The organism is Brevibacterium luteolum, from assembly GCF_025147615.1.
Lineage (GTDB): Bacteria > Actinomycetota > Actinomycetes > Actinomycetales > Brevibacteriaceae > Brevibacterium > Brevibacterium luteolum.
On sequence record NZ_JALXPM010000016.1, the window covers coordinates 1 to 24,235 of the forward strand.

Sequence of the window (24,235 nt, forward strand, 5' to 3'; positions counted from 1 at the left end):
GTGCGACGATCCCGGACCTGCTTGGCGCGCTCCTCACGTGTGACGAGTGTGGCGATCAGTTGGGTGACGGCGCGTTTGAACGCCGCCATGTCTGACACCCGGATCCAGGTGAGCCCTGCATCGAAGTCCGCCAGATGCTCAGGCTCCAGACTCGTGGCACGTGTCGCGCCGTAGAGATACCTGTCATAGCCGATCACCCCGGCCCGGGCTTGGGACGTGAAGGCCGGCAGGCCGACGAGTCCTGCTGCAGCAACCTGTACACGTGAACGGACCTGCTTGACGGTCGTGTCGAGGGCGTCTGCCATGTGCATCAGCGACGTCGACGCCGTTCGTTCAACCAGCCAGGCGTAGGCGTCCCGGCGCTGGCCGGCCTCGTTTCGGAAATCAGTCCCGTCACGGTCCGGCCGGCCCAACGCACGCGGATCGGCTGCCAGTTCACGCACCGCATCAACTTGCAGGGAGACATCCTCAGGTGAATCGGAAGCTGCCCGGGCGAGGAAGGCATCGAAGAGGAACCCGAGCCCAGTCATACGGCGCTCGTCGATGTCCCGGTTGGCAGATTCCAGCCGGTAGAGGCAGTCAGCGAAATCCGACGAATCGGCCACCGTGTCGTTGCGGCGGGGTGTGATGACCTGTTCTTCGACGAGCATCGCGGTCACCTCCTTGTGATCTACCGCGATCGTTCTGGTTTCAAGTCTAAGCGTGTTCGATATGATGTGACAATAGTTTCGACTGCGTTCACATGCAACTCACATGAACATGTGCGTGCTGCGAGTTCTGGTTCCAGTCTGCCAGCAGCCATGGACAACACTCCCCCGCGAGCGCCACCGAGACGACCACCTCGGGCCCGGCCACCACCTCGGGAACGGCAACCACAGCACACGCACGGTGCGCAACCCGCCCTGCAAACGCAACCCCACCTCGGGCACGGCAACCCCAGCACGCACACGGCGCGCAACCCACCCAACCACCACCTCGGGCACGGCCTGCGGCACGGCCACCCGCAGTCGCGTCACTGATCTGCGGCAACGCCGCAGGACACTCTTTCCAGGAAGGCTGCTTGTCACTAAGATGGAAGTGCGTCGCCTCCACCCGAGGCGATACCCAACCCGAGGAGGTTCCTATGAGTGCAGATGACAAGTTCGGAAACAAGGCTGACGAAATGCTCGGCAAGGCCAAGTCCGGCATCGGCAAGGCGACCGACGACAAGAGCATGGAAGCCGAAGGCAAGTCTCAGCAGTCCGGTGCGAACCTCAAGCAGGCCGGAGAGAAGGTCAAGGACGCGTTCAAGAAGTAAGAGCGTCTCTTCTCGGTCAGATGCGATTTGTCGCGCACCTGATCCTCTCGACACGGGCGCGGAAGTGGACCTGGTCCACTTTCGCGGCCGTGTTCTTTGTGCACCTGTTCCTCCTCTACTCCCCCAGCTCCGGCATGGCCTCGCCGTTCGCCGGGTTCGACAAGCTCATGCACGCCGTGGGCTTCACCGCACTCACCACACCCCTGCTGCTGCTCGGGTTCCGGCCGCTGGCGACGATGCTGGCGATGTCGGCCTACGCAGCCATCAGCGAGTTCATCCAGGCGTTCGCGGTGCCCGGCCGGTCCGGCGAGTTCGGCGACTGGATCGCCGACTGCCTCGGCATATTGCTGGCATTCGGCATCTGGCGGGCACTGCCAGCCGGCGATCCGCTCCTCGGTGAGAACGGAGAACCGCCGCGGCCGCCGCAGTGGCCGTGAATCCGCACCGCCACGCAGCAGCCTTCAGCGCACCGCGCTGTCGACGGGGACATCGAACCGGTAGAGCACGGGCGACCCATGCGTGAGACCGACGAAGACCGGGCCGCCCACCGGGGTGCGGCCGGAGCGCCAGACCGCATCGAGCACCTCGTCTTCGAGCCTGCTGTGCCGGTCACCTTGGCGGTAGATCGCCTCGACGCGACGCGCCTCGACCTGGTCGGTCGCCTGAATCTCAACTCTCTGCACTGCCATGCCCCGACGCTAACCGCCCGGCGCCTGAGAGTTCCCGCGGGGCATTCCTGGGAAGATCTTGGGTGCGCGTGAGCATGCTGTCTCGGCCGCTCCCGAGGCGCGGGCCGCCCTGCCCGCGATGCTCACCTGAGGCGTGGGCCGCCTCGCCGGCGATGCTCACCCGAGCGCGAGGAACGCCTGCAGTTCGGAGAAGGCGCTGCCGACGACGGTGTAATGCGCCCACTTGCCGCGCTGCTCACGCTGCAGCAGACCGGCGTCGACGAGCTTCTTGAGATGGTGGCTGACCGTCGGCTGGGTCACGTCGAGGGCTTCGAGCAGATCACAGGCGCACACCGACTCGCAGCCGCGGGCGGCGATGAGCGAGACGATGCGCAGGCGGGTCGGATCAGACAGCGCCTTGAGAGTGCCGGCCATCCGCTCGGCTTCGGCTGCCACCAGAGGACCCGTGGCGAGCGGACAGCACGAGGCGCCGGTCTGCCCGCCGCCCCGCGCGGCACCGGGGGCAGTTCCCGGGGCTTCTCCTGGCTCGCCTCCCGGCAGATCCCCCGGCACGTCTCCCGGCAGACCCCCCGGCACCTCTCCCGGCGCCTCCTCCCGCGCAACCGCAGCAGTCGCAGCAACCGCAGCGGACACCGCGGGTTTCCGAAGCTCAGTCATAGCAGCATCTTACATTGACACTCATCGATACGACCCATTACGCTTCCGATTGACAGTCATCGATATGAGGAGTTCTGCGTGCGTCAGACCGCCGATGCCACAACCCCGACCGCCACACCTGTCATGCAGGAGATGTCGTTTCTCGACCGCTGGCTGCCCGCGTGGATCCTGCTGGCGATGGCAGCAGGCCTGCTGCTCGGCCGCCTCGTGCCCGGGCTCAGCAGCGCACTCGACGCGGTGAAGATCGGGCAGGTGTCGTTGCCGATCGCCTTCGGCCTGCTCGTCATGATGTACCCGGTGCTCGCAAAGGTCCGCTACGACGAAACCCATCGTGTCACCGGCGACAAGCGTCTGCTCATCCTCTCCCTCGTCCTCAACTGGCTCGTCGGCCCGGCCCTCATGTTCACCCTGGCGTGGATGCTGCTGCCGGACTTGCCGGAGTACCGCACCGGGCTCATCATCGTCGGCCTGGCCCGCTGCATCGCGATGGTCTTCATCTGGAACGATCTGGCGTGCGGCGACCGGGAGGCCGCAGCGGTGCTCGTGGCGATCAATTCGGTCTTCCAAGTCGTCGCCTTCGGCGCCCTCGGCTGGTTCTACCTGCAGATCCTGCCCTCATGGCTGGGACTGCCGACCACCTCGGCGGATTTCTCTGTCTGGACGATCGTCGTCTCCGTCCTCGTCTTCCTCGGCATCCCGCTCATCGCCGGCTTCCTCACCCGCGTGCTCGGCGAGAAGGCCAAGGGCCGCGCGTGGTACGAGGGCACATTCCTGCCGCGCATCGGACCGTTCGCACTCTACGGACTCCTCTTCACCATCGTGCTGCTCTTCGCGCTGCAGGGCGATGCGATCATCTCCCAGCCGCTCGATGTCGCCCGCATCGCGGTGCCGCTGCTGGCCTACTTCGTCGTCATGTTCACCATCTCGCTGTTCGCAGCCAAGGCCACGGGCCTCAACTACGCGAAGTCGACGACGGTGGCGTTCACCGCGGCCGGCAACAACTTCGAGCTCGCCATCGCTGTGGCCATCGGCACCTTCGGCATCACCTCGGGTCAGGCGCTCGCCGGGGTCGTCGGCCCGCTCATCGAGGTGCCCGTCCTCGTCGCACTCGTCTACGTTGCGCTGTGGGCCGGCCGACGCATGTTCCCGCACGATCCGACCCTGCCGGACCGCATCCGCTGAGGAGACCGCCATGACCGCTGACCCGATTTCCGACACCCCCAGTGTGCTCTTCGTGTGCGTCCACAACGCCGGGCGCTCGCAGATGGCCGCCGGTTACCTCGCGGCGCTCAGCGGCGGGCGGATCGAGGTCCGCTCGGCCGGCTCGGAGCCTGCTGAGCAGCTGAATCCTGCCGCCGTCGAGGCGATGCGCGAGGACGGCGTCGACATCACCGCGGCGTCGCCGCGGATCCTCACGCCCGAGGCGGTGGAAGCCTCCGATGTCGTCGTGACGATGGGCTGCGGAGACACGTGCCCGATCTTCCCGGGCAAGCGCTACGAGGACTGGCAGCTTGCCGATCCGGCCGGGCTCGGAGTCGAGGCGGTGCGCCCGATCCGCGATGAGATCAAACGACGCGTCGAGGCCCTCATCACCGAGCTGCTGTCCGCTTAAGTGCAGCGGCGGCGATGCCGCGCACATGCGCGTCAGCCGCCGGATCGGGTCATCCCTGCCAGCCGCGCACGCATGCGCCGGCTGGCGGTGTTGAGCCCGACGATGTCGACAGACGCGCCGTATGCCGCGTATTTGTCGGTCACCGAATCGAGTGCCGCCACCGTCGAGGCGTCCCACAGATGGGAGCGATGCATATCGATGACGATGTGCTCGGGGTCGCCGGCGTAGTCGAACATCGTGTACAAGTCGTTCGATGAGGCGAAGAAGAGCTCACCTTCGACGGTGTAGTACGCGGTGGCCTGTCCGTCGACATCGCGCAGCTCCCGGTCGACGCGCACGAAGTGCGCCACCCGATTGGCGAAGGCGATCATGGCCACAAGAACTCCGAGCACCACGCCGATCGCCAGATTGTGGGTCCAGACAGTCGCCACCACGGTGACGAGCATGACCGTGGTCTCCGACTTCGGCATCCGCGACAGCGTGGACAGGCGGATCGAGTGCCAGTCGAACGTCGCCCACGACACGAAGATCATGACGGCGACGAGTGCGGCCATGGGGATCTGAGCTACGACTCCGCCGAGAGCGACGATGAGGATGAGGAGGAACACGCCGGCGAACAGCGTCGAGATCCGGGTGCGGGCGTTGGCGGCCTTGACGTTGATCATCGTCTGACCGATCATCGCGCAGCCTCCCATTCCGCCGAAGATGCCGGAGACGATGTTGGCGGCGCCCTGCGCCCAGGATTCGCGGGTCTTGTTCGACCGCGTGTCAGTAACATCGTCGACGAGCTTGGCGGTCATGAGGGACTCGAGCAGTCCGACAATGGCCATCGCCAGCGCGTACGGCGCGATGACCTGCAGGGTCTCCAGATTCAGCGGGACATCGGGGATGAAGAGGGCCGGCAGCGCGTGGGGAAGCTCGCCCTTGTCTCCGACTGAGGGCACGTCCCAGCCGAAGACGACGACCAGGAGTGTGAGCACCACAATCGCGGCCAGCACCGTGAGCGCCGCGGGCGTCAGACTGGGCAGGACGAACACGATGATGGGGCGAGCAGACACAGCGGATGGACGAGCCACGTCACTGCGACGAGCTCGGGCAGTTGCGAGAGGAAGATGAGAATCGCCAGCGCGTTGATGAAGCCGACCATCACCTGCCGCGGAATGAAGCCTTACTCAGCTGTGCATCGAGAGCGAGCTGAGCGCGGCGACATCCATAATGACGATGCGTCCGCGGCTGCGCTGCGCGATGACGCCGGCATCGGTGAGCCGGCGCAGCTGGCGGCTAAGCGATTCGGGCGTCGTCGACATGAGCGAGGCGATGTCCTTCTTCGACAGCTGCAGGGACACTTCGATGGCACCGTCCGGCCTCGGCCGCGCCGGCAGCGACAGCAGGTAGTCGGCGAAGCGGGAGCTGACGCTGCCCGAGATGACAGAGGCAAGCCGCTTCTCGGTGGCTTCAAGGCGGTTGCTGACCTCTTCGAGCATGCGCATAGCGATATTCGGGTGCTTAGCCAAGAGGCGGGAAAGGTCGGCATGACGGAAGACGCACAGCTCGGTGTCGACGAGAGCCTCGGCCTGGTGGTCGGGCCGGGCACCGGTGAGGAAGGCGGATTCGCCGATGAAGTCCCCGGGGCCGAGGATGCGGATGACCTGTTCACTTCCATCGGCGTTGGAACGGGAGATCTTGACCTGTCCGGTGTGCACGACTATCAGCTGCGAGACATCGGCCCCGGCAGTGTAGAACTGTTCAGCAGAACTCAGGGTCACCGGGCGGGCGAACCCGGCGACCTCCACCTGCTGGGCGCGCGTCAGGCCATAGAAGAGCGGCACACGCGTGACGCAGAGATCTTCTGAGGGTGCTGAACGCACCCGGGTCGAATGAGTCAATCGAAGGCCCTCCTCCTCTTTGTCCAGTGTGGTCCCCTCCCGGCTCCGCGTCACCGGGGTGTTTACGGCTAGCGTTCGATCGCGCGGGCGCTCATGACCGCATGAGCCGAGAACGGGCCCATCTGCTGTGCGACGTCAGCGAAGCCAGCGTCAGCCAGCGCCTGCTCCATGTCCGCCATCGGCCACCGGTACGCAGTGGCGATCGGGTGGCTGAACGCCTCCAGGCGCGGCCCGGAGAAAAACGACAGGAGCAGTGATCCTCCATCGCGCAGCGCGGTGCGCAGGATCGCCAGGGCCTCTGGAAGTTCTCCAAGTCCCATATGGATGAGAGAGTACCAGCTGAGAATCCCGTCCCACCGACGGTCGGCCTCAACCAGGTCTGCGATGGCCCCGTGATGGAACGTCACCCCGGGGAAGTGAGCGCGGGCGAGGTTGACGAGCCGCTCGGCTGGTTCGAGCCCTTCGACCGTGTGCCCGAGTGCGTCGAGGTGGGCGGTCCAACGGCCAGTGCCGGAACCGACGTCGAGAATCCGTCCGCCGACACCCGACGCCCACGGTTCGATGATCGCGCGGTCGGGATCGGCCGGGGAGATCGCCGTCCCGAGGATGCCGGCGACATCGACGACCTGGGTTCCGTACGCCTCGGCTGCACTGGCCTGCGCCCGCGCACCGAACGATCCCCTCAGTGCCCGGTTGCCAGAGGCGTACCTCCGTGCCCTCATGCTGAGTGCCCAGAGGTACGGGTCTGGGCTGGCTCGGCATCCGCGCCCGAGGCAGTCGAGCCGTGGCCTGTCAGGCCCGCCTGGTCTGGTCGCTGGGCTGGTGCTGCTGTGCCGTCGTGGGTATTGCGCAGCAGGCGCATCGCGTTGAGGATCACGATGAGCACCGAGCCCTCGTGCACGAGCATGCCGACTGCCATGGTGACCCCGCCTGCGAAGACACCGGCGAGCAGCAGGATCACGGTGATGAGTGCAATCGCGATGTTCTGCCGCATGACCCTCGCAGTGCGTTTGGCCAGCCCGATCGCCTCGGGCAGTTTCAGGAGGTTGTCGCCCATGAGTGCGATGTCGGCGGTCTCGACGGCCACGGCGGATCCTGCCGCACCCATCGCCACTCCGATGTCGGCGGTCGCCAACGCCGGCGCGTCGTTGACTCCGTCGCCGACCATCGCGACCGTGTGGCCTTCGCGTTGAAGACCTGCCACAGCGTCAAGCTTGTCCTCGGGCAGCAGCGACGCGTGGATCGCGTCGATACCGACCTTCTGGCCGATCGCTTCGGCCACGGGCTGGGTGTCGCCGGTGAGCATCACGACCTTCTGCACACCGTTGGCGTGCAGCCGCTGCACCATCTCCGGGGCGTCTTCACGGATCGTGTCGGCGACCGCGATGACGCCGATCACCTGGCCATCGACTGCGACGATCATCGGCGTCTTGCCTGCCTCTGCCAGCTCTCCGGCTGCCGTGGTTGAGCCCGCGTCGTCGGTGATGCCGTACTTCTCCAGCAGCTGGGCGTTGCCGACCAGCACGTGATGCCCGTCGACGTCGCCTTCGATGCCTCTGCCGATGACGGGAGTGACCGAACCGGGTACGCCGTCTGGGGCGACGCCTGCGGCGCGTGCTCCGTCGATGATCGGCCGGGCCAGCGGGTGTTCGGACCCCGCCTCGACAGCGGCCGCCCAGCGCAGCACGCCGCGCCGGTCTGCAGCCGGACCGAGGACGACGACATCGGTGAGCTCCGGCCGGCCTTCGGTTAGGGTGCCGGTCTTGTCGACAGCGACGGCCGAGATCTTAGCTGAGGTCTCGAGGTATTCGCCGCCCTTGACGAGGATTCCGTTGCGGGCTGAACGGCCGATGCCGGAGACGATCGCCACCGGGATGGAGATGACGAGTGCACCGGGGCAGCCGATGACGAACAGGGTCAGTCCGAGAACGACATCGCCGGAGATGAGGCCTGCGGCGAACGCGAAGACCATGACCGCTGGCGTGTACCGCTTGGAGAAGCGGTCGATGAACGCCTGCGTCTTGGCCTTGGCGTCCTGAGCCTCTTCAACGCGGTGGATGATGCGCGCGAGCGTGGTGTCGGCTCCGATGCCGGTCGCCATCACCTGGAGGAACCCGCTGCGTGAGATCGAGCCGGCGAACACATGGTCTGCGGTGGTCTTCTCAACCGGAATGGATTCGCCGGTGATCGAGGCCTCGTCGACGGAGCCGGTGCCGGCGATGACCTGCCCGTCGACGGGAACTTTGGCGCCGTTCTTGACGAGGACGACGTCGCCCATGCGGACGTCGTGGGCAGCGACTTCGACCTGCTCGCCGTCGCGCATGACGACGGCAGAGTCCGGGGCGACGGCGACGAGCTCGGCCAGGGCCGAGCGGGTCTTGTTCATGGTGCCGGCTTCGAGCGCGTGGCCGATGGCGAAGAGGGAGGTGACGGCTGCAGCTTCCCAGAAGTTGCCGATGAGCACGGCACCGATCGCTGCGATGGAGACGAGCAGGTCGATGCTGATGAATCTCACCATCAGGGCGCGTGCAGCCTTGATGACGATACCGTATCCGGCCACCACGGCCGCGGCGAGCATGAAGGCGTTGGCCAGGGTGAAGGCGTGGCCGGAGCAGTGGGCGTGTTCGCCCGGATCGATCCACCACTGCGAAGTGAGTTCCAAGTTCCAGGCGCCGGCGACGAGCCGCTCGACGCCGAATGAGGTGAGGATGAGCAGGCCGGCAGCAACAGGGATGAACCAGTTGCTGTACCGCCACCTGCGGAGCGCATTCACGAGTATCCCGCCTTTCGTGCTGAGAATGGGATGGCTGTGCGTTCTGCGCTGGTTGGCCCGCGGCTGCCGATCGGTCTGCGACCGGCGGCCAGGATGCGACGGGCAGCCAGCAGGACCTCAGTCAGAAGGCAGAGGCCTTCGACTTGTACCCGGCCTTGGCGACGGCGGCGATGAGGTCGTCGACGGAGGTCTTCGACGTGTCGTGGTCGACCTCCACACGGCCCGAGGCGAAGTGCACCTTCACGTTGTCGACTCCGTCGAGCTTGCCGACCTGCTTTTCGATCTTGCCGACGCACGAGGGGCAGGAGAAGCCTTCGGCCCGGAGGAGGGTGTGGGTGTTGCCTGTCGTCTGTGGCATGGTGATTCCTTTCCTTACGCCCCCGTTCGGAGGCCCGACCGGAACCTTTCCTGGTCTTCGCTTCTCACCGTATGGAGATTCCAGGCACCGCGCCTTGACGCAGGTCAAGTGCCGCCGGAAACCGCCTGCGTGAGCGCGCGAAGCGACCTGCAGACAACAGACGGGAGCCCCCGCCGCGGATTGGGCGGGGGCTCCCGTGGAGATCCGTGAGAGCAGCGCACGGACAGATTCTCGTTTGGCGGTGAGTGTGGGATTCGAACCCACGGAAGGGGGTTGCCCTTCAACGGTTTTCAAGACCGTCACTTTCGGCCGCTCAGTCAACTCACCTCGACATCCGCGGCGGTTGAGCCGCCCGGAGTCCACATCACAGCATAAACCACTTCAGTCGCGGTTGGGGAACCTCGGCAGGGTCGTCGGGCGGGCTGGAATCGGCGGGAACTGGGTGGCTGCGGCCGCCTCGGCGTCGGCGTCCTCGTCGATGACCGCGTCATCGGGGTCGGCGTTCGCGTCCGTGCCCGAGGCGGTGGTTTCTCTGGCCGCGTCCGTGTCCGAGGCGGCGGTTTCGCTGGCGTCGGATTCCGGCTGGGCAGGTGCCGGGTCGGGGGTCTGTTCCGGTGCTGTCGGCGGGGCTGCCGGTCGGGCCGGTGCCTCTGGCCGCAGGGCCACCTCCTGGTCGGCTGCCGTCTCCGCCGCCGCAGTCTGATCCGCCGCTCCGGGTCCCCCTCCGGTCTTCTCGGCGCGGGCGACCTCGGTGTCGAGGTCGTCGTAGGCATCGGGCACAGGGTCAGCCGGCTGGGCGATCTCCTCGACCGCGCTCTGAGCGAACTCCTCGGCGCTGACAGTCTCCTCGGCGTTCCAGGCAGTTGCCGCACCGGTCGCGCCACCCGCGGCACCACCGGCCGCACCGCCGGCCTCACCAGCAGCCTCACCCTCGGCATCATCCTCAGGCTGGGAGTCATGTTCCAGCCGACCGCCGAGCAGCAGGGTCAGGGTCGCCAGCGGCACGATGAGCCAGGTGGGCCGGTTGCGCAGCTCGGTCACGACCTCGACGAGCAGCCGGTCGATGAGCACGGCCCGCAGCATCGGATCGTGCAGTCCGACCGAGGCGCCGACGGCATGCGAGTAGCCAGTGAGCAGTGAGTTCTGCGCCTGTGAGGACCACAGGTACTCGGGCGAGTCGACGACCTCGCGCAGCGATTCGTGCCCGTCGGAGAGCCCGGACAGCCCGATGAACGTCGGCTGCGCATCGGCCTTAAGGGCACCGGTCCGGCGCAGCCGGGCGTAGCCGGCGGCGTAGTCGATGCTGCGCAGCAGCGCGACGAGGTCGATCGCCGCAGGCTTCGGGAATTCCTGGGTGGCGGCGGAGAAGTTGACGACGGTGAAGCCGACGACCGGGCTGGTGAGCACCTGGTTGAGCGTCAGCTCGCCGTGGATCCGCTGCAGCGCACCGACGGTGTCGAGCCGGCTGAGGTTCGCCCGGTGCTCCTTGAGCTTGGCCTGCAGATCGCCGAGCGCCAGCGGTGCGCGGGCGAGCGCCCAGTCGATGCGCTCCTGCCATTTGGCGACCCAGTCCTCGGTCGGCTCCCCGGCCCCGCGCACCACACCGAACTCAGCAGCGAGATCCAGGTGCAGCTCGCCGATCCGCGCGCCGAGCGCCGAGGCCTTCTTGTTGTAGCTGCCGATCGACCCCGAGTCCACCGCACAGGCGATGTCGACAGCCTCACGCCAGGCCGGCTGCGAGTCAGGATACTGGACCGACAGCATCGCCAGCGGCGCCGACCGGGTCTCCAGCTCCTCGGCGTCGAACCAGCGGCCGGACACCCACCCCATCACCTCGGGCACGGCGCGCGACTCCGCCTCGGTCAGGGCGACGGGAATCCGCACCGCCTGGCTGAGTCCCGGCTGGACGACGCGGAAGAAGGTGAGCACGCAGGGGTTCTCGGGGTCTTCGATGACGACGGTCGACTCGTGTGCGCGGGCCTCCAGCAGCTCCAGGCGCACCGAGGCGGCGTAGTCGAGCATCTGGTGCTCGGTCTGCACGCGGTGGAACTTCGTCATCGCGTTGCTCACTGCGTGTGCTGCGACCTGGCCGCCCTCGAACCGGCGGGCGGTGGCCGCGGCGTGGGCGCAGTTGATGACGAAGACCGGGTCAGCACACCCGTCGTATACCCAGCAGGGGCCGAGCGTGATGTCATCGATGGTGCCGATGAGGTGGGCGCGCAGGGCGAAATTCTCGCTCGTGCGGAAGCTTAAGGGGACGTTGATGCGGCGCAGCGTGCGTCCGTCGCCGACGGAGATGATCGCCTGAGTGCCGCGCACGGTGCCCTCGCCGGAGTCCCATTCGAACAGGCGGGTGACGGACATCGGCGTGATGTCGGGGTCGGCGCCGAGCTCGGTCTCCAGTTTGGGGAACCAGCTCTGCCGGGGCAGCCAGGCAGAGAGCAGACCTTCGAGTTCACTGCTGATGGCCACCGTGTTCCCCCTTGGCGTTGCGTCGGCGCGGGCTCGCATCATGCGCTAGGGCACACTCTACCGAAACCGCGCAGTGCGGCCGGGAGGGCACGCCCGGCATACCCGGCCTGACCAGCGCCGAGGCGGTGCCCGCCGCACCGGCGTCCGGTCCCGAGGCGGGGCCCGCCGAAGCGTCGTTCGTCACCGACTGACACGAAACTGCTCACCATATGGCACGAACTGACTCATGACGTGACACGACCACAGCGGCGGGCACACAATGGGGAGGTGCTCATTCATGAACAGAAGATCTGGAACCTGCCGACCGCCAGCGACGTCGAGGCCGCTGCTGCGCTCATTTCGGATTCCATCATCACCTCTCCGCTGCACATCTCCGAGCGCCTGTCCGATGCGATCGGCTCGACGATCTACCTCAAGCGCGAAGATCTCCAGCTCGTGCGCTCGTACAAGATCCGCGGCGCCTTCAACTTCCTCCTGCAGCTGACCGCTGACGAGCGCGCCCACGGCGTTGTGTGCGCCTCGGCCGGCAACCACGCGCAGGGCTTCGCGAAGGCGTGCAAGGAGCTCGGCGTCAAGGGCCGCATCTTCGTGCCGAAGACGACGCCGCGGCAGAAGATCGACCGGATCCGCTACTTCGGCGGCGATGAGGTCACCGTCGTCATCGACGGCTCGACCTACGACGACGCCTCGGATCTGGCGGCGAACTACGCCGAGACCCACGGCGCGCTGCTCGTCTCGGCCTTCGACCACCCGCGCACCGTCGCCGGGCAGGGCACCATCGCCGCGGAGATCCACGAGCAGCTGTCCGAGGATCCCGACTTCATCATCGTGCCCGTCGGCGGCGGCGGTCTGCTCGCCGGCATCGCCGCCTACGCCGCCGAGCACATGCCCGACACCCAGGTCATCGGCGCCGAGCCCGCCGGGGCGGACTCGATGATCGCAGCCCTGGCCGCCGGCCGCCCGGTCGCCTTGGAGAACATCGACTCGTTTGCCGACGGCGCCGCCGTGCGCCGGGCCGGCGACCTGACCTACCGGATGATCGCCGACCTCGGTCTGCGCATCGACCCGGTGCCCGAGGGCCGGGTGGCCTCGGAGATGCTCGAGCTCTACCAGGTCGACGGCATCATCGCCGAACCGGCCGGCGCGCTGGCCTCGGCGGCAATCGGCGGCAAGCACTCGCGCGCCCCGATCACGATCCCGCCGGGTTCGACGGTCGTGTGCATCGTCTCCGGCGGCAACAATGACATCTCCCGCTACTCGGAGGTCATCGAGCGCTCGCTCGTGTACGAGAACCTCAAGCACTACTTCATCGTCAACTTCCCGCAGGAGCCCGGTGCGCTGCGCCGCTTCCTGTCCGAGGTGCTCGGCCCAGATGACGACATCTCGCTGTTCGAGTACATGAAGCGCTCCGACCGCGAGACCGGCCCGGCGTTCGTCGGCATCACCCTCGGCCAGGCGCAGAGCCTGCCGGGTCTGCTCGCCCGGATGGACGCCTCACCGCTCGAGATCGAGAAGGTCTCGCACGACTCGCCGCTGTTCCGCATGTTCGTCTGAGCCCCGCGCCCGAGGCGGTGCTCGCGTGATCGTGTGGCGATACTGACCGCACACCCAGCCCTGGGCGATAGGCTTGCCTCATGCGAGCTATGACGATTCCTCAGCCCGGCGGCCCAGAGGCCCTGGTGCTCTCCGACGACGTCGAGACTCCCGCAATCGAACCCGGCTCCGTGTTGGTCAAGGTCCATGCCGCCGGCATCAACCGAGCGGATATCCTGCAGCGGCAGGGCCATTACGACCCACCCGAGGGCGCCACCGAGATCCCCGGCCTGGAGGTCTCAGGCACCATCGCCGAGGTCGGTGCCGAAGTGACCGGCTGGAAGACCGGCGACCGCGTCGCCGCCCTGCTCTCCGGCGGCGGCTATGCCGAGTACGTCGACGTGCCGGCCGGTCAGCTGCTGCCCGTCCCCGATCACGTCGACCTCACCGCGGCAGCCGCCCTGCCGGAGGTCGTCTCCACCGTGTACTCGAATGTCGTCATGGAGGCCGGGCTGCGCGCTGACCAGTGGCTGCTCGTCCACGGCGGCGGCTCGGGCATCGGCACCTGCGCCATTCAGCTCGCCCGGGCGCTCGGCGCCCGCGTAGCCGTCACCGTCGGCTCGGAGCGCAAAGCCGCGTTCTGCCGCGAACTCGGCGCTGATGCCGTCATCAACTACCGCGAGGAGGACTTCGTCGACCGGATCCGCGAGATCACCGCATCCGATCCCGCCACCGACCCGGCCGGCGACTCGTGCACCCCGGGCGCGAACGTCATCCTCGACCTCATCGGCGCGAAATACCTCGAGCGCAACATCAAAGCGCTGGCGAACGACGGCCGGCTCGTCATCATCGGCATGCAGGGCGGGGTCAAGACCGAGATCAACCTCGCCCGCCTGCTCACCGGCCGCAAGCACATACTCGGCACAACCCTGCGCGCCCGCCCGGCTGCGCAGAAGGCGCTCATCGTCGCCACGGTCCGCCAGCACATCTGGCCGCTCGTGCTCGACGGCACCATCCGCCCGATCATCCACGACACGCTGCCGCTGGCCGAGGCCGGACGCGGGCACGCGATGCTCGAAGATGGCGATAGCATCGGCAAGGTGCTGCTGCGCGTCGGCGATGACGCCCAGCCCGCCTGACCGCCCCACGAAGGAGACGAGGACGATATGACCGACGAGACCACCCCGCAGGCCCCGCACCTGGAGACTCTCGCGCAGGCAGCCGCCCGCCTCAACGGCGGGCACAGCACCCCCGGCCCCGAGGCGGACCCCGCCTCGGGCGCTGACGAGACCACCCAGCAGGGTGAGCAGGCGGCGCAGCGCCGGGACACCTCGGGGCAGGACACCTCGAGCCGGGACAGTGGTGGCCAGCGAGCCCCCGGCGCCGAGGCGGGCGAGCAGTCGGCGCGCCAGCAGGGTGGGCAGGAGCGCTCGGCGAAGATCTCCGAGCCCGGCAAGATCGTGCGCGTGGGCACGATGGCCCAGCAGCTGCTCGAAGAGGTCCGCAAGACCGATCTCGATGAGGCCGGCCGCGGGCGGCTGGCCGAGATCCACCGGCGCACGATCGAAGAGCTCTCGGCTGGCATGTCCGATGAGCTCATCGACGAGCTCAAGCGCCTCGATCTGCCCTTCGGGGAGTCGGAGACCCCGTCGATCGGTGAGCTGCGGATCGCGCAGGCCCAGCTCGTCGGCTGGCTCGAAGGTCTCTTCCACGGTATCCAGACCGCGCTCATGAGCCAGCAGGCGCTCGCACAGTCGCAGGCCGGTCAGGAGGCCGGTGCACTGCCGCGCGGGGTGGTCGTGATGGGCCAGGAGGACGGCGGTGGGGACAGCGACTCTGAGGCCGAGCAGCGACCCGGCAACTACCTCTGAGACCGGCATGGGCATCCTGTCTCGGCTGACGGGACTGTTCTCCCCGGCCGAGCACGCCGCGCGTGAAGCCGACCGGGAGTTCGGCACCGGGGTGTGGCGTCAGCACCACGACCGGTTCATGCGCGCCGTCGACCGCTTCTACGAGACCGCTGTCGCACTCGGCCGCGAGACCGGGGACTCCACCGAAGCCGCCCAGGATGCCGGCGAGCAGATCGCGGCTCTCACCGCACCGCTGAATGAGGCTGCTGGGCAGGTCACGGAGCTCACCCGCCGGCTGCATGCGCGCTGGCCGGTCGAGGGTCTTGTCGTCCCGGCCGGTGTGCGCAGTGCCTGCGGGCCGCTGCCGGAGAGGTTGTCCCAAGCAGCGACCAAAGCCGCCGAGGCGGGCCAGGCGGCTGCGATGGCCCGGATCGCCGTGCGCACGGGTCAGGACCCGGCCGCCCCGACCGCGGCGGCGACACGGTTCGTCGGCGATGTCACCGCACTCATCGACGAGTGCACCCGCCTCGACGCGGCGAGCTGATAGATATAGAGGTAGGCCGCCCCGCATGTGGGGTGCCGGCAACAGCACCAATTCAATGGGTGCATGCATTGGATAGGTATACGTTTTCAATAGGTATCGGCGAGACGGGGGTCAGCAGTGAGCGAGACGAGCACACCGCAGGCACCGCATGAGCATCCGGAGAACATCCGACTCGTGGCCAGCGATGTCGACGGCACGCTGCTGCAGCGCTTCCAGCCGATCCCCCAAGCCACCGTCGAAGCGGTCAATGCGCTCGTGGCCGCCGGTGTCGACTTCGTGCCGGTGACCGGCCGGCCGGTCCGCTGGCTCGCACCCCTGCAGCGGGACCTGCCGATCGTGCGTCATGTCATCTGCGCCAACGGCTCGATCGTGTACAACCTGCAGCGCGACGAGGTCGTCCATGCCCACCTCATCAGCACCGAGGTCCAGCACGAGCTCATCAGCCGGGTGCGGGCGCACATGCCCGAGGCGAAGCTCGCCTTCGAAACGCTCGATGCCTTCTGCATCGAGCCGGGTTTCGTCACCCGCTGGCCGCAGGAGGCCGTCATCATCGACCCGGCTGAGAGCAGGGACATCCGAGAAGTCGCCAAGATCATGGTGCGCGGGCCCTCGACTGATTCCGATGCGATGCTCGCTGCCGTCAGCGAGCTTATTGGCGATGCGCTGCACGCCACGCATTCGAATCCGACCACTGGGCTCATCGAGCTCGCTGCTGCCGGGGTGACGAAGGCGCATACGCTGGCTGAGTACTGTCAGCGCCGGGGGATCGACGCCGACGATGTCGCCGCGTTCGGCGATATGCCCAATGACATTGAGATGCTGACCTGGGCCGGCTGGGGGTATGCGATGGCCGACGGCCACCCAACCACTCTCGCCGCCGCCCGCGCCGTAGCTCCTGCAGTGCATGATGGGGGGATCACTGAAGCAATCCGGGCCTTCGCAGCGGCAGCACAGCGTCGCACCGATGGGGGTTCTGGCGGGATTGTCCGAATCTCCGACTAATTCTTTCGGTACCCCTGGGGTCATTTCACCTGCGCAGACAGTCATTCGCAAGGTGAATTCGCCATAAACTCACCTGCCCCAGCTTTCACTTCAGGATCACTCAGGCTACTCTGAGACTCGTGTGTTGCGGAATGGTAACGACTTCCTCCCGCCGAGCCCGCAGCCAGCATTGACACTGAACACACCTTTGGAGTACTGACACATGACGAAACGCAATTCGCTGCGGGCCCTGGGCCTGAGCGCTGCGATCATCGTCGGAGCAGGCGGCTCTCTCGCTGCTTCTCCGGCTTTCGCAGCCCCGGAAGCCCTGCCGACGGCAGGCGCTGCATTCAAGAAGTTCCAGAACGACGCCTTCACTGCTGGCGCAGCTGGCGTCGGCGCTGCCGGTCAGGACGTTCTCCTGGCTGTTGATGTGACGGCCGATGACGCTGAGGAAGTTCTCGCACTGGCCGAGGACCACAGCAATGTCGAGGTCATGAAGCTCAACGGACCGATCCAGCCCGCCGCACAGACCGATGTCGTCGGCGGCTCTGGCTATCGGATCAACGAAGCCAGCCTCTGCTCCTTCGCCTTCTCGGCCTGGACCCCAGAGGGCGACGAGGCTGCACTCTCTGCAGGACACTGCGGTTCGGTCGGAGACCAGGTTTCCCGCTCGCTCCCAAGCACCGATGTCGAGTTCACCGGCGACGAGAAAGACAAGATGCCGGAGAACAAATACACCTCTACATACATGGACGATTTCGGTGAGTTTACGTTCTCTCAGTGGGGTGGCAAGGAAGATCCCTACGTCGAGCCGCCAGAAGAGGGCCAGGAACCGTCCGAGGATTTCAAGACGGTCACCGATATCGCGCTCATTGAGAAGACCAATGACAAGCTGAAGATGAAGCCTGAGGTCACTGACTGGACTACGAAGTCCAGCGACGACCTGTCAGCCTCCACCCAGGTCATCACGTCCGTCGGCAAAGCGGCTGAGGGCGACGCCATCAAGAAGTCGGGTCGCACGACAGGGCTCACCGAGGGTACAGTCAAAGGCCACATGGTCTACGCTCTCACCGACACGGTGGACTCGAGCAAGGTGCGTTACGCCACTGGCTTCGTCGCATCGAATACCCTTCGTCCCGGTGACTCCGGTGGAGCTTGGTACAACGACAAGGGTGAAGCTATCGGCATCTCCTCTGGTTACGTTGTCGGCGCTGAGAGTTGCGCACCTAACGTTACAAACTGTTCAGAAGAAGACTGGTCGTTTGTCACCGACATCAACCACGGTCTGAAGCAGATGCCAGCAGGAACCGAAGTTCGTCTGCACGTTGACGCCCCGGAGGTTAAGAACGTTACGGTCGCACCCGGCGCCACCGTATCGGGCACGACGGAGGCCAATGCTACTGCCGAAGTTGCTAAGGAGAGCAAGGATAAGCCGGAGGGCTTCAAGGCTGGGCCGGGAAAGTTCTCGTTCACTGCTCCCAATGCAGCTGGCGAATACGAGTACACGTTCATCGCTCGCAAGGGTAAGTTCAACGTGTCCGAGCCCACTACTATCAAGGTGACCGTTGAGGGCGGCACGTCGCCGTCGCCGACCCCGACTGATGACCCGACGTCGACTCCGACTGACGATCCGACGTCGACTCCGTCGCCGACTACGACTGATGAGCCGACCGCAACGCCGACCGAGGATCCGTCGGATGACCCGGCAGAGCGCGCTCTGTCGATCGACCCGGAGAATATCAAGGCGACCGACTTCGTCAAGAAGGACGCAGTGACGATCGCAGCTTCCGGCTGCACGCCGGGCACCGAGGCCAACCTCGAAGTCAAGCCGCGCGGCTCGAACGTCACCGGCCACACGGACACCGCCACGGTCGATGAAGACGGCAATGTCGGATTCTCCGTCTACGGAGAGAACGCCGATATGCCGAACGCCTACATCGGCGACTACGACGTCACCGTCTCCTGCGACGGCGGCGACGACCTGACCGGCACCTTCACTGTCACCGAAGCCGGTGGCAAGGACGATGACGGCAAGGGCGGCGACGACAAGAAGGATGACAACAAGGACCTTCCGCGCACCGGTTCTGAGGCACTCCGCTCCCTCGGAGCTGCAGCTGCCCTCATCGCCGGTGGTGCAGGACTCTACGTCCTCGCTCGCCGCCGGAAGAACTGAGGCCGCTGACACCGTGACTGCCTAACAGCAGGAACGCGAGCTGATTCGGGCTGTGAACCACAACGGTTCACAGCCCGAATCGCATTCACACGGCAGCAGCAGAACGGCTAGCCTGACAACATGAACTCCGACCCCCGCGAAAATGACGGCAACTCGCTTACGATGCACGACGTGGCCGGCACCTGGCGATCAGACGAACCCGGTCAGCCGTACCTGACATTCAACGACGAAGGCGCTGCATGGGGAACCGACGGCTGCAACGGCATCAACACCTCCTACACGCTCGACGGGTCGACGATCACGATCGAACCGTGGATCGCCACCGCTCGCGCATGCCTGGGCGTCAACGACTGGCTGCGCATGGCCCGCTTCGCTGAAATCCACGGTGACACCATGACCGTTCGCAACCGGAATGACGACGCCATCGGAACCCTGTTCCGATCTGCCGAAGAGGTCACAAAGCCCTGACAATCGGCGACGCTGCGCGTCTGGGCATCAGCCTTCGAAGTATCCTGAAACACATGAGAACATTGAAAACTGGCTCGTTTGCCGCAGCCGGCATCTCGATGCTGCTGCTTTCCGCGTGCGGAGCTGGCGAGGGCAACGGCACTGTCTCCCCGAGTGAATCCCCCAACGCCACAGACACCTCCGGTGCGACCTCCGAGGAAACCAGCACCGCAGATCCGGGTGACCCGTCCGGCGATCTGACACCCGAAACTCTTGAAGGCAAATGGGGCGCCGACCAGAAGGGCGATCCATTCCTCGACTTCAACACCGATGAGACGGTCATCGGCACCGACGGGTGCAACGGCATCAACAGCACCTACACGATCGAGGGATCGACGATTCACTTCGAACCATGGGTGACAACCGCCAAAGGCTGCACCGATATCGACGCCTGGCTCAGCGGTGCCAGCACTGCCGAGATCACAGATTCGAATGAGAACGCCGATGAGATGACCGTCAAGGACAAGGACGGCAAGGAGATCGGCACACTCATCCGAGAGAAGTAGGACTTCCCCAGCAGCCCTCCGCTCTTCCAGCGCCACACGGCCTGGGCGGCTGAGTTACCTCAGCTGTCCAGGCCGAAGTAGTCTTCGAGTGCGGTCGCCAGGCCGTCCTCCTCCACCGTTCCGGTGACGACGTCGGCCTGTGCCTTGAGTTCGTCCTTCGCCTGGCCCATGGCGATGCCGTGGGCGACCCACTGCATCATCTCCATGTCGTTCATGCCGTCGCCGGCGCACACGGTCTCCGATCGTGCGACGCCCAGCCGCTGGCAGACGTATTCGACGCCGCTGGCCTTCGACACTCCGTCAGGGGCGATATCGAGCCAGTTCGACCAGCCGACGGAGTAGGTCACACCGTGCAGCCCGATCCGCTCGACGGCGTCGAGGAACTCCTCATTGCTGCCGTTGAGCTCGCGCATGACGATACGAGTGGCTTCCTTGTCCATAAGCTCATCGAAGCTCACGAGATTGAGCTGCTCATTCGACGCCAGCTCACCGACCGGGAACTCTCCAGACGCCCAGCGCATGAGCTCGGCGTCCTCGACCATGAACAGTGCCATCGGCAGATGCTCGCGCATCCGCGCGAGCATCGGCGCCGGGTCGAAGGTCTCCACGTGGTGGACTTCCCAGCCCTTCTCAGCCTCCGGGGTGATCCGCACGATCACCGAACCGTTGGAGGCGATGAGGTACCCGTCGCGCTGTCCGAGACGGTTGGCCACCTCGAGCGCGCCGCCGACTGAACGGCCGGTTGCAATGACGACATGGTGGCCGGCAGCCTCAGCTGCCTGGATGGCGGAGCGCACCCGATCGGTCATCATGTCGTCGTAGTCGACGATCGTGCCGTCGACGTCGAGGGCAATGATGTGGGGCTTCAATCTTCTCCTCAGTCTTCGTAGCGTGCGCCGTCCGGCCCGTAGCCCGACATGCCGCCGAGATAGGGGCGCAGCGCAGTGGGGATGCGCACCGAGCCGTCGGCCTGCTGGTGGTTCTCCAGCAGAGCGACGATCCAGCGGGTGTTGGCCACGGTGCCGTTGAGGGTGGCGACCGGCCGGGTGCCCTTGTCGGTGCGTTCGCGGATCTTCAGGCGGCGAGCCTGGAAGGTGGTGCAGTTCGATGTCGAGGTCAGCTCACGGTACGTCTCCTGCGTCGGCACCCAGGCCTCGCAGTCGTACTTCCTGGCAGCCGAGTCGCCGAGGTCACCGGCGGCGATGTCGACGACCCGGTATGGCAGCTCGCACTTGGCCAGCATCTCCTCCTGGATCGACAGCATCCGCTCGTGCTCTGCCAGCGCATCCTCCTGCTTGACGTAGGAGAACATCTCGACCTTCTGGAACTGGTGGACGCGCAGGATGCCGCGGGTGTCCTTGCCGTAGGAACCGGCCTCACGGCGGTAGCACGGCGACCAGCCGCCGTAGCGCTTGGGCCCGGCGTCGAGGTCGAGGATCTCGTCCATGTGGTAGCCGGCCAGCGGCACCTCAGAGGTGCCGACGAGGAACAGGTCGTCGGCTTCGAGGCGGTAGACCTCATCGGCGTGCTCACCGAGGAAACCGGTGCCTCCCATCACCTCAGGCTTGACCAGCGTGGGGGTGATGACAGGACTGAAGCCGTGCTTCTCAGCAGTGTCGAGGCCCATCGTCAGCAGCGCCAGCTCGAGACGGGCGCCGAAGCCGGTGAGGTAGTAGAAGCGGGCACCGGAGACCTTCGCGCCGCGGGCGGTGTCGATCGCGCCGAGGCCCTCACCGATCGCGAGGTGATCCTGGGGTTCGAAGCCCTCGGCTGCGAAATCGCGCGGGGTGCCCTCACGGCGCAGCTCAACGGAGTCGTCCTCCCCGCCGGCGGGCACGCCGTCGATGACGAGGTTGGGCAGCTTGCGCACGAGTTTGTCGAAGGCGAAGCCGGCTTCGTCGGCATCGGCCTGCAGTGCCTTGACCTTCTCCGCTTTGCCTTTGGCCTCGGCGACGAGCCTGGCTTTGGCGTCCTTGTCCTTCTCCTTGGCGACCTGCTTGCTGAACGACTTCTGCTCAGCGCGGGCCTCCTCGAAGGACGTCAGCGCTGCGCGCCGGGCCTCGTCAGCGGCGAGGATCTCATCGACGAGTCCCGGATCCGCCTCACGGGCCTGCTGGGAGGCCTTGAACGCCTCGGGGGTTTCTCTGAGCTGCTGTAGATCGATCACACACCTAGCCTATCGCTGCGAGGACAGGACGTCTCCCAGCACCCGTTCACCGGAATTTCGCCCGCTCAGGCTGAGTCAGCTGGACCGGTTCGCGGAGTAGATTGGTGTCATGGAAACTTCAACCGGAATGCTCTTCCTCCTGGCCCTCGCCGTCGTCATCCTATGTGTCGGTCTGTTCATAGGCTACTGGCTCGGTTCCCGCTCACGTGCCGCGGATCGCCGGGCAGCGCAGCAGTCTGCTGCGGGCAGGGATCAGCAGCTCGATGTTGAGGATCTCACGAGCGCAGACAGCCAGTCGGGCCAGAGCGCCGATATCCCGCCGAAGCCGCGCGCGGCCGTCATCATGAACCCGATCAAGGATGTGACCGGTGACTTCGCCGCAGTCGCCTCGGCGGTGTGCCGCCAGGAGGGCTGGCAGCCGCCGCTCATCATCGAGACCACCGAGGACGATCCCGGTGAGGCGATGGCCCGCAAGGCGCTTGACGCCGGAGTCGACCTCGTCGTCGCCGCCGGCGGTGACGGCACCGTGCGCGCCGCCGCCGAGGTGCTGGCCGGCACCGACACCCCGATGGGCATCATCCCGATGGGCACCGGCAATCTGCTGGCCCGCAACATCGGCCTGCCGCTCGACCGGCAGGAATGGGCGATGCGCATCGCCCTGTGGGGCCAGGACAAGCCGATCGACATCGGTCACGCGCAGACTGCCCCCGATGGTGAGGACTCCGCCTTCCTCGTCATGGCCGGGCTCGGCTTCGACGCCGCCGTCATGGCCGACACCGACTCCGACCTCAAGTCGAAGGTCGGCTGGCTGGCCTACTTCGAGGCCGGTGCCCGCAAGCTCGTCGGCTCCCCGACCCGCGTGACGATCACCGTCGACGGCGTGCAGGCGGTGCGGGCCAAAGTCCGCTCGGTGGTGGGCGGCAACTGCGGCAAGATCCAGGGCGGCATCGTCCTCATGCCCGAGGCCGACATCGCCGACGGCATCCTCGACCTCCTCGTCGTAGCCCCGAAGAACGCCTTCCAATGGATCGGTGTGGCCGCCTCGGTGTTCTCCCGCCAGAAGCGCAAGGGCCTGCACACGCAAATTCTGCGCGGCGAGTCCGTCGTCATCGAATGCGAAGAGAAGATCGACATGCAGATCGACGGCGACCCGCTCGGCGAGACGGACTACCTGGCCATGCAGGTCGAACACCATGGTCTCATCGTGCGCACCCCGACCCGGGAGCAGACCCGCCTCATCCGTCAGGAGGGGTGGCCGCTGCCCGTCGCCTGAGCCTCTTCCGCTCAGCTGAACCTGGGTATATCCTGAGTATCTGGTCGCCCGGCTTGAAAGGCACGCCATGAGACTCTCCCGCACCTGCGCAGCAGTCCTCATCGCCTTCACCATGTCCGCCGGTGCCACCCCAGCCCTTGCGCAGCCCGCCGATGACGCCATGCAGGCCACCGGCCCGCGTCCGGGCAGCAGCACTGCTGAGGATCGGAGCCCAGCTCCGGAGCAGACGGTGCCCGACACTTCGGCGACCGCACCGGACAGCACGCAGGAGCACTCAGCCGACGAATCCGGCGGCTTCACTCAGTCACCGGCGACGCCCGAGGCGGAGACCCCGCAGCCTGCCGCCACCGGGGACACGACCGCAACGGAACCGGCGCCCACCACCGAGACCGCGACCGGCACCTCGGGCACGGAAGAGGCGACTGCGGAGAAGACCCTCACGATCGAGCCGGGCAAGCTGAGCGCCTCGGATTTCGTGCGCGAGGACGCCGTCATCATCTCCGCCACCGGCTGCCAGCCGGACGCCGATGCGACGATGACCGTCATCCCGCAGGGCATGAACGTCGGCAACTACTCCGAGACCGCCACCGTCGACGCCGATGGGGTCGTCGCGTTCAGCGTCCACGGCCAGCACGACATGATGGCCCAGACCTATGCCGGCGAGTACGCCGTCACGGTCGCGTGCGCCGGCGATGACCAGCGCACCGGCAGCTTCACCGTCACCACCGATGCCGCACCGACCCCGAGCGCCGAACCGGAGGGCAAGCCCGGCGGGCAGGACAGCCGCGGCGCCCGGCTGCCGCGCACCGGCAGCGACCTGCTGGCCGCAGCCGCAGGCGCGATCCTGCTGGCCGTCGGCACCGCCTCGGTCGTCTTCACCCGCCGCCGCGGCTGAAGCTGCGGGCGCAGAGTTCTCGCTGGATTCATCTGGCCGCCAGTGCCCGGATGCTTCGA

23 protein-coding genes, 1 tRNA gene and 2 pseudogenes are annotated in these 24,235 nt (G+C 66.5%); 14 read left to right on the forward strand and 12 right to left on the reverse strand.

Annotated elements, in window-relative coordinates:
• Positions 1-650 (reverse strand): annotated as a pseudogene (locus tag M3C25_RS05655) (hypothetical protein); the annotation flags it as partial.
• Between the two features lie 473 nt (positions 651-1,123).
• Between M3C25_RS05655 and M3C25_RS05660 the strand changes: the two are divergent.
• Complete coding sequence (locus tag M3C25_RS05660) at positions 1,124-1,297, forward strand: CsbD family protein (RefSeq protein WP_102160963.1); 174 nt, start codon at positions 1,124-1,126, stop codon at positions 1,295-1,297.
• An 89-nt stretch (positions 1,298-1,386) separates the two neighbouring features.
• Positions 1,387-1,734, forward strand: coding sequence for a VanZ family protein (locus M3C25_RS05665; protein ID WP_175293264.1), 348 nt, complete (start codon positions 1,387-1,389; stop codon positions 1,732-1,734).
• 24 nt (positions 1,735-1,758) lie between these two features.
• Here M3C25_RS05665 and M3C25_RS05670 read toward each other — a convergent pair whose 3' ends face one another.
• Positions 1,759-1,986, reverse strand: coding sequence for a hypothetical protein (locus M3C25_RS05670; protein ID WP_102160960.1), 228 nt, complete (start codon positions 1,984-1,986; stop codon positions 1,759-1,761).
• Between the two features lie 156 nt (positions 1,987-2,142).
• Entirely contained in the window at positions 2,143-2,538 is a 396-nt protein-coding gene (locus M3C25_RS05675) for an ArsR/SmtB family transcription factor (RefSeq protein ID WP_375545102.1), read from the reverse strand.
• A gap of 228 nt (positions 2,539-2,766) precedes the next feature.
• On the opposite strand from M3C25_RS05675, the gene arsB reads away from it, so the two are divergent.
• A complete protein-coding gene (gene arsB, locus M3C25_RS05680; protein ID WP_102161748.1) occupies positions 2,767-3,825 on the forward strand; it encodes an ACR3 family arsenite efflux transporter in 1,059 nt (352 codons plus the stop codon).
• Positions 3,826-3,835: 10 nt separating this feature from the next.
• Complete coding sequence (locus M3C25_RS05685) at positions 3,836-4,255, forward strand: arsenate reductase ArsC (protein ID WP_207948751.1); 420 nt, start codon at positions 3,836-3,838, stop codon at positions 4,253-4,255.
• A 32-nt stretch (positions 4,256-4,287) separates the two neighbouring features.
• Here the strand turns inward: M3C25_RS05685 and M3C25_RS05690 are convergent.
• The 7 genes and pseudogenes from M3C25_RS05690 to M3C25_RS05720 form a co-directional block, all read right to left on the reverse strand.
• Positions 4,288-5,420, reverse strand: a pseudogene (locus M3C25_RS05690) (SulP family inorganic anion transporter); the annotation flags it as partial.
• A gap of 7 nt (positions 5,421-5,427) precedes the next feature.
• Positions 5,428-6,084, reverse strand: coding sequence for a Crp/Fnr family transcriptional regulator (locus tag M3C25_RS05695; RefSeq protein WP_259855320.1), 657 nt, complete (start codon positions 6,082-6,084; stop codon positions 5,428-5,430).
• A gap of 125 nt (positions 6,085-6,209) precedes the next feature.
• Positions 6,210-6,863: a class I SAM-dependent DNA methyltransferase gene (locus tag M3C25_RS05700; protein ID WP_102160956.1), complete on the reverse strand. Its 654-nt coding sequence runs from the start codon at positions 6,861-6,863 to the stop codon at positions 6,210-6,212.
• A complete protein-coding gene (locus M3C25_RS05705; RefSeq protein ID WP_259855321.1) occupies positions 6,860-8,914 on the reverse strand; it encodes a heavy metal translocating P-type ATPase in 2,055 nt (684 codons plus the stop codon). Before M3C25_RS05705 ends, M3C25_RS05700 begins: the two co-directional genes overlap by 4 nt.
• 121 nt (positions 8,915-9,035) lie before the next feature.
• Complete coding sequence (locus M3C25_RS05710; protein ID WP_102160952.1) at positions 9,036-9,272, reverse strand: heavy-metal-associated domain-containing protein; 237 nt, start codon at positions 9,270-9,272, stop codon at positions 9,036-9,038.
• Positions 9,273-9,508: 236 nt separating this feature from the next.
• Positions 9,509-9,599: transfer RNA gene (locus tag M3C25_RS05715), tRNA-Ser, on the reverse strand.
• 54 nt (positions 9,600-9,653) lie between these two features.
• On the reverse strand, positions 9,654-11,744 hold the full coding sequence (locus M3C25_RS05720) for a maltokinase N-terminal cap-like domain-containing protein (protein WP_259855322.1): 2,091 nt from the start codon (positions 11,742-11,744) through the stop codon (positions 9,654-9,656).
• 267 nt (positions 11,745-12,011) lie between these two features.
• Between M3C25_RS05720 and ilvA the strand changes: the two genes are divergently transcribed.
• The 8 genes from ilvA to M3C25_RS05760 all read left to right on the forward strand — a co-directional run bounded on the left by ilvA (position 12,012) and on the right by M3C25_RS05760 (position 19,841).
• A complete protein-coding gene (gene ilvA / locus M3C25_RS05725) occupies positions 12,012-13,298 on the forward strand; it encodes a threonine ammonia-lyase IlvA (RefSeq protein WP_170273030.1) in 1,287 nt (428 codons plus the stop codon).
• Positions 13,299-13,378: 80 nt separating this feature from the next.
• On the forward strand, positions 13,379-14,416 hold the full coding sequence (locus M3C25_RS05730) for an NAD(P)H-quinone oxidoreductase (RefSeq protein WP_170273029.1): 1,038 nt from the start codon (positions 13,379-13,381) through the stop codon (positions 14,414-14,416).
• A gap of 27 nt (positions 14,417-14,443) precedes the next feature.
• On the forward strand, positions 14,444-15,148 hold the full coding sequence (locus M3C25_RS05735; protein WP_102160948.1) for a proteasome activator: 705 nt from the start codon (positions 14,444-14,446) through the stop codon (positions 15,146-15,148).
• Positions 15,149-15,155: 7 nt separating this feature from the next.
• Positions 15,156-15,671, forward strand: coding sequence for a hypothetical protein (locus M3C25_RS05740; RefSeq protein WP_102160946.1), 516 nt, complete (start codon positions 15,156-15,158; stop codon positions 15,669-15,671).
• Positions 15,672-15,788: 117 nt separating this feature from the next.
• Positions 15,789-16,673, forward strand: a complete 885-nt coding sequence (locus M3C25_RS05745; RefSeq protein ID WP_102160944.1) for an HAD family hydrolase — start codon at positions 15,789-15,791, stop codon at positions 16,671-16,673.
• A 202-nt stretch (positions 16,674-16,875) separates the two neighbouring features.
• Positions 16,876-18,828: a S1 family peptidase gene (locus tag M3C25_RS05750; protein WP_102160942.1), complete on the forward strand. Its 1,953-nt coding sequence runs from the start codon at positions 16,876-16,878 to the stop codon at positions 18,826-18,828.
• A gap of 120 nt (positions 18,829-18,948) precedes the next feature.
• Positions 18,949-19,296: an META domain-containing protein gene (locus M3C25_RS05755; RefSeq protein ID WP_102160940.1), complete on the forward strand. Its 348-nt coding sequence runs from the start codon at positions 18,949-18,951 to the stop codon at positions 19,294-19,296.
• A 53-nt stretch (positions 19,297-19,349) separates the two neighbouring features.
• Positions 19,350-19,841: an META domain-containing protein gene (locus M3C25_RS05760; protein WP_259855323.1), complete on the forward strand. Its 492-nt coding sequence runs from the start codon at positions 19,350-19,352 to the stop codon at positions 19,839-19,841.
• A gap of 59 nt (positions 19,842-19,900) precedes the next feature.
• Here the strand turns inward: M3C25_RS05760 and M3C25_RS05765 are convergent, their stop codons facing one another.
• Together M3C25_RS05765 and serS are read right to left on the reverse strand one after the other, a co-directional pair.
• On the reverse strand, positions 19,901-20,710 hold the full coding sequence (locus M3C25_RS05765; RefSeq protein WP_102160935.1) for an HAD family hydrolase: 810 nt from the start codon (positions 20,708-20,710) through the stop codon (positions 19,901-19,903).
• A gap of 8 nt (positions 20,711-20,718) precedes the next feature.
• On the reverse strand, positions 20,719-22,008 hold the full coding sequence (gene serS, locus M3C25_RS05770) for a serine--tRNA ligase (RefSeq protein WP_102160933.1): 1,290 nt from the start codon (positions 22,006-22,008) through the stop codon (positions 20,719-20,721).
• Between the two features lie 109 nt (positions 22,009-22,117).
• On the opposite strand from serS, the gene M3C25_RS05775 reads away from it, so the two are divergent.
• Positions 22,118-23,281 (forward strand): diacylglycerol/lipid kinase family protein, encoded by a 1,164-nt coding sequence (locus M3C25_RS05775; protein WP_239557117.1) that lies wholly within the window; start codon positions 22,118-22,120, stop codon positions 23,279-23,281.
• 67 nt (positions 23,282-23,348) lie between these two features.
• Positions 23,349-24,176, forward strand: coding sequence for an LPXTG cell wall anchor domain-containing protein (locus tag M3C25_RS05780; protein ID WP_170273027.1), 828 nt, complete (start codon positions 23,349-23,351; stop codon positions 24,174-24,176).
• Positions 24,177-24,235: the final 59 nt, after the last annotated feature.

Coding starts and splice junctions, on each gene's coding strand:
- M3C25_RS05660 (WP_102160963.1), top strand. CDS start 1,124: ATGAGTGCAGATGACAAGTTCGGAAACAAGGCTGACGAAATGCTCGGC.
- M3C25_RS05670 (WP_102160960.1), bottom strand. CDS start 1,986: ATGGCAGTGCAGAGAGTTGAGATTCAGGCGACCGACCAGGTCGAGGCG.
- arsB (WP_102161748.1), top strand. CDS start 2,767: ATGCAGGAGATGTCGTTTCTCGACCGCTGGCTGCCCGCGTGGATCCTG.
- M3C25_RS05685 (WP_207948751.1), top strand. CDS start 3,836: ATGACCGCTGACCCGATTTCCGACACCCCCAGTGTGCTCTTCGTGTGC.
- M3C25_RS05700 (WP_102160956.1), bottom strand. CDS start 6,863: ATGAGGGCACGGAGGTACGCCTCTGGCAACCGGGCACTGAGGGGATCG.
- M3C25_RS05710 (WP_102160952.1), bottom strand. CDS start 9,272: ATGCCACAGACGACAGGCAACACCCACACCCTCCTCCGGGCCGAAGGC.
- M3C25_RS05730 (WP_170273029.1), top strand. CDS start 13,379: ATGCGAGCTATGACGATTCCTCAGCCCGGCGGCCCAGAGGCCCTGGTG.
- M3C25_RS05735 (WP_102160948.1), top strand. CDS start 14,444: ATGACCGACGAGACCACCCCGCAGGCCCCGCACCTGGAGACTCTCGCG.
- M3C25_RS05740 (WP_102160946.1), top strand. CDS start 15,156: ATGGGCATCCTGTCTCGGCTGACGGGACTGTTCTCCCCGGCCGAGCAC.
- M3C25_RS05750 (WP_102160942.1), top strand. CDS start 16,876: ATGACGAAACGCAATTCGCTGCGGGCCCTGGGCCTGAGCGCTGCGATC.
- M3C25_RS05755 (WP_102160940.1), top strand. CDS start 18,949: ATGAACTCCGACCCCCGCGAAAATGACGGCAACTCGCTTACGATGCAC.
- M3C25_RS05760 (WP_259855323.1), top strand. CDS start 19,350: ATGAGAACATTGAAAACTGGCTCGTTTGCCGCAGCCGGCATCTCGATG.
- M3C25_RS05775 (WP_239557117.1), top strand. CDS start 22,118: ATGGAAACTTCAACCGGAATGCTCTTCCTCCTGGCCCTCGCCGTCGTC.
- M3C25_RS05780 (WP_170273027.1), top strand. CDS start 23,349: ATGAGACTCTCCCGCACCTGCGCAGCAGTCCTCATCGCCTTCACCATG.